This is a genomic window from Williamsia sp. (assembly GCF_036566845.1).
Taxonomy (GTDB): domain Bacteria; phylum Actinomycetota; class Actinomycetes; order Mycobacteriales; family Mycobacteriaceae; genus Williamsia.
Genome location: NZ_DATCVM010000144.1, coordinates 1 through 11,527, shown reverse-complemented (window position 1 = coordinate 11,527; position 11,527 = coordinate 1). Strand labels below are relative to the sequence as shown.

General features: G+C 64.3%; 8 protein-coding genes. 6 read left to right on the top strand and 2 right to left on the bottom strand.

Translation table 11 applies throughout. From position 1 onward, the window contains the following. Nucleotides 1-473, top strand: a 473-nt coding sequence (locus VIQ49_RS14075; protein WP_331885594.1) for a YdcF family protein, incomplete at its 5' end; no start/stop codon positions are given. 20 nt (nucleotides 474-493) lie between these two features. Here VIQ49_RS14075 and VIQ49_RS14070 read toward each other — a convergent pair. Beyond that, entirely contained in the window at nucleotides 494-1,246 is a 753-nt protein-coding gene (locus VIQ49_RS14070; RefSeq protein WP_331885592.1) for a metallophosphoesterase, read from the bottom strand. Nucleotides 1,247-1,364: 118 nt separating this feature from the next. Beyond that, complete coding sequence (locus VIQ49_RS14065; RefSeq protein ID WP_331885590.1) at nucleotides 1,365-3,698, bottom strand: ATP-dependent DNA ligase; 2,334 nt, start codon at nucleotides 3,696-3,698, stop codon at nucleotides 1,365-1,367. 61 nt (nucleotides 3,699-3,759) lie between these two features. Between VIQ49_RS14065 and VIQ49_RS14060 the strand changes: the two genes are divergently transcribed. From VIQ49_RS14060 to VIQ49_RS14040, 5 genes are all read left to right on the top strand, one after another. Continuing rightward, nucleotides 3,760-4,680, top strand: coding sequence for a Ku protein (locus tag VIQ49_RS14060; protein WP_331885588.1), 921 nt, complete (start codon nucleotides 3,760-3,762; stop codon nucleotides 4,678-4,680). Between the two features lie 84 nt (nucleotides 4,681-4,764). Continuing rightward, nucleotides 4,765-7,563: a DUF2232 domain-containing protein gene (locus tag VIQ49_RS14055; protein ID WP_331885586.1), complete on the top strand. Its 2,799-nt coding sequence runs from the start codon at nucleotides 4,765-4,767 to the stop codon at nucleotides 7,561-7,563. 61 nt (nucleotides 7,564-7,624) lie between these two features. Continuing rightward, nucleotides 7,625-9,130, top strand: a complete 1,506-nt coding sequence (locus VIQ49_RS14050) for an NAD(P)/FAD-dependent oxidoreductase (RefSeq protein ID WP_331885584.1) — start codon at nucleotides 7,625-7,627, stop codon at nucleotides 9,128-9,130. 73 nt (nucleotides 9,131-9,203) lie between these two features. Next, complete coding sequence (locus tag VIQ49_RS14045) at nucleotides 9,204-10,811, top strand: FMN-binding glutamate synthase family protein (protein ID WP_331885582.1); 1,608 nt, start codon at nucleotides 9,204-9,206, stop codon at nucleotides 10,809-10,811. A 90-nt stretch (nucleotides 10,812-10,901) separates the two neighbouring features. Continuing rightward, the coding region (locus VIQ49_RS14040; protein ID WP_331885580.1) for a DUF222 domain-containing protein at nucleotides 10,902-11,527 on the top strand (626 nt) is incomplete at its 3' end.

The window sequence follows — 11,527 nt, the reverse complement described above, 5'->3', positions numbered from 1 at the left end:
TGAACGCCGACGGAACACCCACCGCCGAGACCGCCAGCCGGCTGTTCGCCGCCTGGACCCAGGCGATCGTGGCCTCGCAGTCGCCGGTCATCATCTCGGGAGGTGCGCAGCGCGACGCTGACGTCATGCGCACCTGGCTGGTTGATCACGCCATCCCCGCGGCCCGCATCAGTGTGGCCTCTGCCGCGCACTCCATCGCGCAGAGCGCGGTCGGAAGTGCCGCGATCGCCGCGAAGCTCGGCCTCGCCGACATCGTGTTGGTGACCTCTCCGGATCAGGTCAGGCGGGCCGCGGCCGACCTGGTTGTCGCCGGGGTGCCGGTGGTGTCGGCAACCACATCGACTCGAGAACTGGTCGGCAATCTGTCGGTGCCTGCCAAGGTGGATCAGCGGGCCATCTACGTCGATGTCTCCGACATCCTGGGTCTGCCGTCCGACCGTCTGAAGGCCCAGGCTCTCGGTACCGCCGCGTGATCGGCGCCGGCTAGACGAGGCTAGACGGCCCGGAAGTGGCTGATCACACGTCCGTCGGCGTAGGTGTGGAACGCCAGGCCCGCGGGCTGCGTCTCGTTGATCACGCCGGCCCCTTCGAAGGGCAGATTGAGCGTTGAGGCGACCCCGGGCGCCAGGCACAGCGGGCGGTCCGCGAAGGTCGTGACGGCGCCGGTATGGGCGTGGCCGCACATGAACATGGTGATGTTCGGATGCTTCTCGACGAGTGCGGCCAGCCGATCTTCGCCGGTCTGCCGGATGGCGTCCATCATCGGCATCTGCAGGACCACGGGCGGATGATGAAACGCGACGAGCACCGGAACCGCGGGCCCTGAGGCCGTGATCTGTTCGTCCATCCAGGCGATCGTCTCGTCGGTCAGGAAACCGCTGTTCTCGCCGGGGATGGAGCTGTCACAGATCAGGAACAGGGTGTCGGCGACGGTCCGGGCGAAGTTGAGCGGACCGACGGCTCCCCGGTCGTCGAGGAAGTTCTGTCCGGCGAGGAAGGTCTCGCCGAATTCGTCGCGGACGTCGTGGTTGCCGGGACAGATCATCAGTGGCAGCGGGCTCTTCAGCGTGGCGCCGGCTTCCTCGAACTCGGAGGGTCTGCCGTGGTCGGTGATGTCGCCGGTCACCACCAGTGCATCGATGCCGTCGGACCGGGAATTGACGTAGTCGAGCACAGCATTGATGCGGTTCCGCCGAGCGGCGGTTCCGTTGAAGTGAAGATCGCTGATGTGCGCGACGACGAGCACGTGGACTCCTTATGGTGCGGCTGAGGTTCTCGCGGGACGCAGACGGCCATTCGAACCCGTGAACACCGTAACTCGCGCTCAGAATCTGGGCACACGCAGGCGTCTGCCGCCGGTGGGTTCAGAGGTCTCCGGGCAGTTTGTCCCGCCGGATCCCTCGCCACGAGGGGTGACGTAGATGACCCGCGCTGGTCCAGTCCATGAATCTCACATCTGCAACGAGTTTGGGCAGAACCCACACGGCATCCGATTCGACGGGCCGGTCGAGATGGCCCAGAAACGGTGAAGTCTTGCGGCGCAAGGGCTCCAGCTCGGCGAGCAGGGTCTCGAGTTGGGCGTCACTGAATCCGGTACCGACCCGGCCGACGTATCGCAGTCCGGTCTCCTCGGGTAGGCCCATCAGCAAGGATCCGATCCGGTTGCTGCGACCACCTTTCCCGGGTCGCCAGCCGCCGATGACCACCTCGATGTCACTCCAGTTCTTCTGCTTCAGCCACGTCTTGGAGCGGCGGCCCTGCTGATAGGTCGAGTCGCGGCGCTTGGCAACAACACCTTCCCAACCGCGATCACGGCTGAGGGCAACAGCATCCGAACCCGGCCCGGGCAGAAGCGGTGGCAGCTGGACGGGAGCGTTTGTGGAGAACGCCTTGCCGATCTCCTCCAGCAGAGCGCGCCGGTCCTCCCACTTGAGTTTCAGCAGGGAGGATCCGTTGAGATACAGGATGTCGAACAGCAGCAGCTTCACGTCCAGGTCGTCGGAGTTGCTGCGGCCGGCAAGCTGTGTGAAGTTGGTGCGTCCCTGCTCGTCGAACACCACCACCTCACCGTCGAGCACAACATCGAGCAGTCCCAGATCGTCGGCGACTGTGTGGATCTGGGGAAAGTCCTTGGTCATGTCGATACCGGACCGGGACGTCAGCTGCAGCTTTCCGTCGATGTAGCGCAACAGGATTCGGTAACCATCCCACTTTCCCTCGAACGCCCATTTGTCATCGGTGAGGTGCTCGATGGTCTCGTCGGTGGCGAGCATCGGTCGCGGATCGCGCAGACTGTCGGGCACGATCGGACGTGGTTCGTCGGACATCAAGTGCGCCAGCCAGTTCTTGTCGCCGGTCCTGATCAATGCGTAGCGGCCCTGGATGCGTTCTCCGTGCAGGCGGACGATGATTTCCTTGTCCCGCCACTTCTCGGTTTCATAGGTGCCCCGATCCCAGATCTCGACGTGACCGCCGCCGTACTCCCCGGACGGAATGTCACCCGAAAAATCTGCGTAGTCGATCGGATGATCCTCGGTCTGAACCGCCAGTCGATTCTTGTCCCCTTCCAGCGGAAGGTTTTTGGGCACCGCCCACGACACCAGAACGCCGTCCCGCTCGAGGCGGAAGTCGTAGTGGAGTCGGCGGGCGTGGTGTTCCTGGATCACGAACATCGGGTCGCCGCCCCGGGCATCGTCCGGTCTGCTGTCGCCGAAGGGTTCCGGGGTCTTTCGCTCATCACGTTTGCGCCGGTAAGCCCCGAGGTCGACCACGGGTGTGGCCGGGGAGGACCTCGAGGAGGTGTCGGAAGGGTTCTCGAGGTCGGCCAGCAGGTCGCCGTAGTTCTCGATCCGCTCGGGCATCTCGTCGAACATGATGTGCCGGATATCGTTGTCTTCCAGCTCTTCCCAGAGCCGGGGTGCGGCAACGCAGGGCTGTTCGCGGCCGCGCATCGAGTACGGCGCCAACGTTGTCTTGGAAGCGCTGTTCTGGCTCCAGTCGACGAACACCCGGCCGGTGCGTACCGCCTTGGTCATCTGCGCGGTCACCAGATCCGGACTCTCCGACTGCAGGCCGGTTGCGATCTGCTTGGCGACCTTGCGGGCCGAATCCGACGAAATCGCGTCTTGCAACCGGAAGTAGACGTGAATGCCCTTGGAGCCGCTGGTGACCGGGAAGCACGGCAACCCGATGGCATCGAGCATTTCTTTGATGCGCAATGCGACCTGCGCGCAGTCGAACAGCGTGACGTCGGGGCCCGGGTCCAGATCGAGGACAACACGATCGGTCAGCCGGTCCACTTTGTAGGACTCGTCGGCACCACCGGTGGATTCGAGAGCCCATTGCGGGACATGGAGTTCGAGGGCGGCCTGCTGGGCCAGCCAGACCAGGTCGGCCCGCGCCGACAGGACCGGATACACCACATCGCGATCGCTGTGGCCCAGACGAACCCGTCCGAGCCACTCCGGCGCATGGCTGGGCAGATTCTTTTCGAAGAACGGCGTCGATTCGACGCCGTCTGGCCACCGCTTACGCGTCACCGGCCGGTTACGAATGTGCGGCAACATCACGTCGGCGATCGCGGCGTAGTACTCGATGACCTGGGCTTTGACCGTGCCGGTGGCCGGGTAGATCACCTTGTCGAGGTGTGTGACCGCAATGCTGTGCCCGTCGACTTCGAGTGTGTTGCGGCTGGGCATGCCACGACTTTTCATCCTCGAGGGGGCTGCGTCAAATGCTCCCGCCCTGCACAATGGCACTATGCGTTCGATTTGGAAGGGCGATCTCAGCTTCGGCCTGGTCAATGTGCCGGTCAAGGTGTATTCGGCGACGGAGAGTCACGATCGAAAGTCGCATCAGGTCGATTCCAAGGATGGGACGCGCATCCGCTACCGCAAGGTTCGCGAAGGCACCGACGACGAGGTCGAGTTCTCGCAGATAGCGAATGCGTACGAGAGTGATGCCGGGCAGACGGTGGTGCTGACCAAAGACGATCTGTCCGAGCTCCCGGTTCAGCGCAGTCCCGAGATCGCGATCACCGATTTTGTGCCGGTCGATCAGGTCGATCCCATCTTCTTCGACAAGCCCTACTATCTCGAGCCGGCAAGTAAATCGCCCAAGGCCTACGCGCTGATGCGCGAAGCGCTCAAAGACACCGACCGGCTTGCCATCGCAACGTTCACACTGCGCAACCGCACCCGGCTGGCCGCGCTCCGCGTGGTCGGCGACGTCCTGACCCTGCAGACGCTGCTGTGGCCCGACGAGGTGCGTGAGGCGGCGTTCCCCTCGCTGGACGAATCGCCCGACATCAAGCCGCAGGAACTCAAGATGGCCGCGTCCCTCATCGAGTCGATGTCGGGCGATTTCGATCCAGAACAATATGAGGACACCTACCAACAGGAGCTCAGCAAACTCATCGAGGCGAAGGCCGACGGGACCGAGGCGTTCGCCGAACCCGAGAAGTCGGATGAGGACACCGACGAGGACTCGGAGGTCGCCGACCTGCTCGCGGCACTGAGGGCGTCGGTGAAGGATCGCGGCGGATCACCGGCCGGCGATGCCGACTCGACCGCCAAGAAGGCTCCGGCGAAGAAGGCCGCGGCAAAGAAGGCTCCTGCCAAGAAAGCCGCGGCCAAGAAGGCCCCGGCGAAAAGGGCGCCGGCCAAACGCAAGGCCGGCTGAACAGCGCCCCACCCTCCCGATCGGGTTGTCTGGCAATCTGGACAGATCGAACAACACGAACCATTCCCAGAACACCGCGGCGCCGTGACAGCGCGGAAGAACGCCCGCACCGGTCGCCGGGTCACTGCGGTGGAGATCGCGGAGGCCGCAGCCCTCGCCGACGTCGCCGCGGCCATCTGTGTGCTGAGTCGAGTCCTGCCCATCGGCGGTGCCGCGGTCCTCGTCGGATCGGTGCCCTTCGCCATCCTCGCCGGACGTAGACGGCTGCGTGTCAGTCTCCTCGGCGCGATGACCGGTTGGATCGTTGCGTTTCTCTTCGGTGGGGTGACCGCGGCGAACCTGGCCGGGTCGGCCGCGATCTTCGGCATCCTCTCGGGGACTGCGCTGCGCCGCGGATGGAAGTCGCCGCAGGTGGCCCTGAATACGTTCCTGTTCATAGCGATTCCGTCGGCGGCGATCGCCACGGGTGTGATCGCCCTGCTGCACGACTACCGCGAGTTCATGTTCACCCAGATCCAGAACGGTTGGCAGGGCGCCGAGCGGGTCATGAACAACGCTGGACTCGAAGGGCTCACAGCCGTCATCGATCCGGTGATCAACTGGTGTATCGATTACTGGTGGATTGCGATTCCGGCGGTCGGCATCGTGGGGGTCACGGTCTCGGGCCTGGCGGTGTACGTGGTGCACCGGCGTCCGCTGCCACCCATGATCGCTCGTCTCGGTGCCCCGCATGTCGAGGAGAAGATCGGCGAGACCGGCCCGGTTCGCCCGTTGCCGATGCGGCTGGAGGGCGTCGGTGTGCAGTATCCGGGCGCCCCGGTACCGGCGATCTGGGATGTCTCGATGACACTCGACGCCGGCGAAGTCGTTGCGGTGACCGGACCCAACGGTGTCGGCAAGTCGACGTTGGCGAAAGTGGTGGCCGGGCGCGCGCCGACCTCCGGAACGGTGAGCCGCCCCGGGGCAGTCGGCCTCGGCAAGCCCGGTGGAACGGCGGTCATCAGTCAGCGCCCGGAGACGCAGGTGCTCGGGATGGTTGTCGCCGACGACCTGGCGTGGGGCAATCACGATCTGACCGAGACACAGATGAACGAACTGCTCGATCGGGTCGGTCTGAGCGGCCTGCTCTACCGCGAGACGAGCACGTTGTCGGGCGGTCAACTCCAGCGGCTGGCGATCGCCGCCGCCCTGTCGCGTGAGCCGGCCGTCCTCATCAGCGACGAGTCGACGGCGATGATCGATCAGGAAGGCCGGACGTCGGTCATCGAGGTCTTCCGCGAACTCGCCGACAGCGGGGACACCGCGATACTCCAGATCACGCACGACGTCGGCGAGGCCGCTCTCGCGGACCGTGAGATCGCACTGGATTCGTCTCACCGGGACGTGTCCACCGAGTTGCTCAATCCGAGCCGGCGGGTCGGTCACATCGACGGTGCGAACGTCACGCTCTATGACGTGGGCTACGCGCACGACGCGGGCACACCGTGGCACAACCAGATCTTCAGCGGTCTGAACCTGCGGATCGAGGCGGGTTCGGCCGTGTTGATCACCGGCCCCAACGGCGCCGGGAAGTCAACCTTGGCAAGGGTTCTCACCGGGCTGGAGAAGCCGACGACGGGGCAGGTGATGCTCGACGGCGAGCCGGTCCGCAACGGCCGCAGGCACGCGCTGCTCGGGTTCCAGTACTCCCGGCTGCAGCTGGTCCGTTCGCGGGTGCGGTCTGATATCAAAGATGCCGCTGATGTCGACGACCTCGCTGTGAACGTCGCGTTGATCGAATTGGGGCTCAACCCCGCGGTGCTCGGTGACGCGCTCGTCGACCAGTTGTCGGTGGGCCAGCAGCGCCGGGTCGCGCTGGCGGGACTGCTCGCCTGCAAACCCCGGCTGCTGGTGCTCGACGAGCCGCTGGCCGGACTCGACACCCCGGCCCGCGCCGCGATGGTCCGGGCTCTCAACAGAGTCAAGGCGTCGGGCACCACCCTGGTGGTCATCTCCCACGACATCGGCGAGCTGGCCGATCTGGTCGATCGCACCGTCGTCGTCGACGAGGGCACGGTTGATGGGCAGCCGACCCGCCCGGCGCCTGACCCGGCGACGGTGAAGTCGACCGCCAACCTGGCGAATGTCGTTCGCACGCTGCCACATTCCTCCCCGGCCCGGCGATTGTGGGTCGGCACCAAGCTGTTGGTTCTCGCGGCCGTCGCGGTGATGTTCATGCTCGAACCGACCTGGATCAGTGTCGGGGTCGGGGCGGGTATCGCGCTGGGCTGGACCCTGCTCGGCAGGGTTCCGCGCGCTGCGATGCCCCGTCTGCCGAAGTGGCTGATCGGTATCACCCTGTTCGGTGGATTGATCACGGCGCTGGGTGGCAAGGACCCGTACGTCACGATTGCCGGGGTGGAACTCGGACTCGGTGGCGCGATCTACTGGGGAATCCTCATCTGCATGACGGTGCTGTCGCTGTATTGCGCACTGCTCTTCTGCTGGACGACGCCGATGGTCGAAATACCTTCGTTTGCGCAACGATTGGTCGGGTGGGCTGAGCGCCTGCGGATACCGGCTCAGTCCGCCGCGGTGTCGGTGGCCCTCGCGCTCCGGCTCTGTCCCTTCATGATCAGTGACTTCCGTGTTCTGTTGCAGACGATGTCGCAACGTAAGCCGGAGCATCGGCAATCGGCCGCCGAACAGATCAACGGTTGGATCAACTGTTTGACGGTCGTCTGTTCGCTGGCGGTGCAGAACGGCCGGGAGCTGGCCGCGGCGGTCGAGGCCCGCGGCGGAATAGGATCCGTGGCCCGATCTGACCGGAGTCCAAGACTTATCGACCTTCTGTTGCTTATCGTGGTGATTGGGTCGGTCGGATTGGTCATCGCACTGGGTTGAGCCCCGGATGGCACGGAAAGACGGACCGATCCGAAGTCGACGAGGACTGGGAGATTTCCGTATGACCGCAGAGTCAGCTTCAGGTGTCCCCGATGAGGATGCCTTGTTCACCGACGTCCTGATCATCGGAGCGGGCTTGTCGGGTATCGGCGCCGCCTACCGCATCAAAGAGCGGAACCCCGGCCTCAGCTACGCGATACTGGAACGACGCAGCCGGATCGGGGGCACATGGGACCTGTTCCGGTACCCCGGTATCCGTTCGGACAGCGATATCTTCACCCTCAGCTATCCCTTTGAGCCGTGGAAACGGCCCGAGGCGATCGCCGACGGCGATCACATCCGCGAGTACCTCGCCGACACCGCACACCGCCACCAGATCGATCGCCACATCACCTTCGACACCCGCGTCCGTTCGGCAGACTGGGATTCCCGGACCGACACCTGGAACGTCCAGGCAGAGCAGGACGGTGTTGCGGTGACCTACAGTTGCCGGTTCCTCTTTTTCGGCACCGGCTACTACAACTACGACGAGGGCTACCGGCCCGCCTTTCCCGGCGAGGCCGAGTTCGAGGGGCGGATCGTTCACCCGCAGTTCTGGCCCGAGGACCTCGACTACAAAGACAAGAAGGTCGTGGTGATCGGAAGCGGGGCCACTGCGATCACCCTGGTACCGGCGATGGCCGACAGTGCCGCCTCGGTGACGATGCTGCAGCGGTCACCCACCTACGTGTTCTCGCTGCCGAGGATCAACAAACCCGCGAATGTCATCCGGAAAATATTGCCCCGCAAGGTATCCCATGCCGCCATTCGCTACTGGAATGCGATTTTGGGCTGGCTGATCTATTGGATCTCGCGCAAGGCGCCAGGCGTGATGAAGAAATTCCTGCGCAACATGGCGATCCGCCACCTACCCGAGGGCTACGCTGTCGACACGCATTTCAAACCGACCTATCAGCCGTGGGATCAGCGGATGTGTTTCGTGCCCGAAGCCGACCTGTTCGAGGTGATCGCCGACAACCGGGCGACCGTGGTCACCGACCGGATCGCATCGTTCGACTCCGGCGGCATCTCACTGGTGTCGGGTGAACATCTCGACGCCGACATCATCGTCACCGCCACCGGGCTCCAGCTGCAGTCGTTGGGCGGGATCGCGGTGAGTACGGATGGCGCAGATGTGAAGTTGGGTGATCGTTTCGTCTACAAGGGCCACCTGCTGGAAGACGTCCCGAACCTGGCGTGGTCTGTGGGTTACACCAACGCCTCGTGGACGCTGCGATCCGACATGACCGCGCAATCGGTCGCAAAGCTGTTGGCGCATATGGGAGAAAACGGATACACGCACGCCTATCCGCATCTCGGCGACGAGGAACTGGCTGAGAAACCATCCTTCGATCTGCAGGCCGGTTACGTCTTGCGGTCCCCGCACGCGTTACCGAAATCGGGCACTCGCCGGCCATGGAACGTCCGGCACAATTACGTCTTGGATGCGATCGATCATCGCTTCGACCGAATCGAGGAGGCAATGGTCTTCGGTCGGGTGGGCGAGACCATGACGGTCGAGGCCTGAACCCTCGACCGCTGTATTCGTCGTCGCCCGGCGTGGTCGAAAGGCGGTGTGTCGCCGCGGCTAAGCTCCACTCATGGTGAAGTTCAATGTGCTCTTGGGGCTGGTGGCCGCAGCCGGCGTACTCACGCTCGCGGCAGCGGTCAACCGGCACACCGTGTGGTGGTTCGCGGTTGCGATCGTGGTGATCATCCTGTTGGTCGCGATCTACGACGTCCTTCAGAAGCAGCATTCGATTCTCCGGAATTACCCGGTGATCGGGCACATGCGGTTCCTGCTCGAATCGGTCCGACCCGAGTTGCAGCAGTACTTCATCGAGCGGAACTACGACGGCCGGCCGTACGACCGCAACGTGCGATCGTTGATCTATCAGCGGTCCAAGGGATTACACGCCGAAGCGGCGTTCGGCACCGAACGTGAGATCACCGAACCCGGCTACGACTACCTGCTCCATTCGATGGCGCCGGTGCCCATGGTGCAGACCATCCCGACCGTGCGTCTCGGTGGCCCCCAGTGCACCCAGCCGTACGACGCATCGCTGTTCAACATCTCGTCGATGAGTTTTGGTGCGCTGTCGGCAAATGCGGTGCGAGCCATGAACAAAGGCGCCGCACTCGGTGGATTCCTCCACGAGACGGGCGAGGGCGGACTGACCACACACCATCTCGAGTTCGGTGCCCCGCTCGTCTGGCAGATCGGCTCCGGGTACTTCGGGTGCCGCACCACCGACGGTCGATTCGACCCGCAGCGCTTTGCCGAGAAGGCAGCGCATCCCAACGTCAAGGCGATCCTGCTCAAGCTGAGCCAGGGGGCCAAGCCCGGACTCGGCGGGGTGTTGCCGGGTCGCAAGGTCTCACCGGCGATAGCGGAGGCCCGGGGTGTCGAACCGGGTGTCACGGTGATCAGCCCGCCCGCGCACAGCGAGTTCTCCAATCCGATCGAACTGATGAACTTCATCGCCGAACTGCGCCGGTTGTCCGGCGGGAAACCGGTCGGCTTCAAGCTGTGTGTAGGCACCCGCACAGACGTGCTGGCGCTGTGTAAAGCGATGTTGCGCACCGGGATCTCCCCAGACTTCATCACCATCGATGGCGCCGAGGGCGGCACCGGTGCAGCCCCGCCGGAGTTCGCCGATCATGTTGGCACGCCGCTGAAACTGGGCCTGATGACAATGCACAACGCCCTCGTGGGCAGTGGATTGCGGGGCAGCATCAAGATCGGTGCCGCCGGCAAGATCGCGGGCGGGTCCGACATCGTGAAGGCGCTGGCGCTCGGCGCGGACTTCACCAATGCCGCGCGCGCGATGATGATGGCGGTCGGGTGTATCCAGGCGCAGGCATGCCACACCAATCACTGTCCGGTGGGAGTCGCCACCCAAGATGCCCGCCGCGCCCGGGCACTCGATGTCGAAGACAAGGGTGACCGGGTCTTCAATTACCAACGCGGAACGGTGGAGTCGGCGAAGCAGGTGCTGGCGGCGATGGGGTTGACCAGCTTCGACGACCTCGGTCCTGCGGTGGTGATGCGGCGGGTGGGTCACTCGACTGCGGAGTCCTTCGAGGATCTCTTCGAGTGGCTCGACGAAGGTGAGCTGATCAGAGGCACCACCCGCCCGGAATGGGAGCGCGACTGGCAGCGCGCCGATCCCGAATCCTTCGCGGTACCGAAAGTCAGGTCCGCGTAGGTCGTCGGCTGCGCCGGGGGGCGATCGGAACTCGGCGGCGCAAGTGTTTGTCACAAGTGTTTGTCGGAGGGGTCCGATAGACTCGCAAGTATGTTCGAGGGGGAGATCGAAGATGCTGGTGGGGACGATGATTTCGGCCCCGCCTGTCTGTTGCGCACCAACGAGTTGTTGCGGAATGCAACGTTGGCGATGGCGCGGCAGAGTCGGATGGAATGGGAGCGCTATACCGCTGCCGCGATGGTCCACCGGCAGGTGGTGGAGCCCACGATCGGGACTGAGTCGGAGATGCGTGCGCTCGATCCGTTCGCGCAATGTGCTGCGAGGCTCGCGATGGCACAAGGCCTCACTCAGCATGCCGCTGAGTTGCAGATCAATCGGGCGTTGGCGTTGCGGGATCGGCTGCCTGAGGTCAATGGGTTGTTGAAGGCCGGACGGGTTGCGGCGCATCATATTCCGGACATCATCGCAAGGACTGAGTTGATCGACGGTTCCGAGCATCGGGCGGAGATCGATCGGGCGATCGCCGAGGCGTTGGGTCGGCGGGGGTCGTGGTCGAAGAATCGGATGCGAGACATGGTTGATGCGATCATCTTCCGCCGTGACCCGGACCTGGTGCGCCGCGCTCGTGAGGACGCGAAGAACAATCGTGGTGTGTGGGCTTCGAACGCTGATCACGGTATGGCGGTGATGGATGCATGCTCGACGGCCGAAGAGTT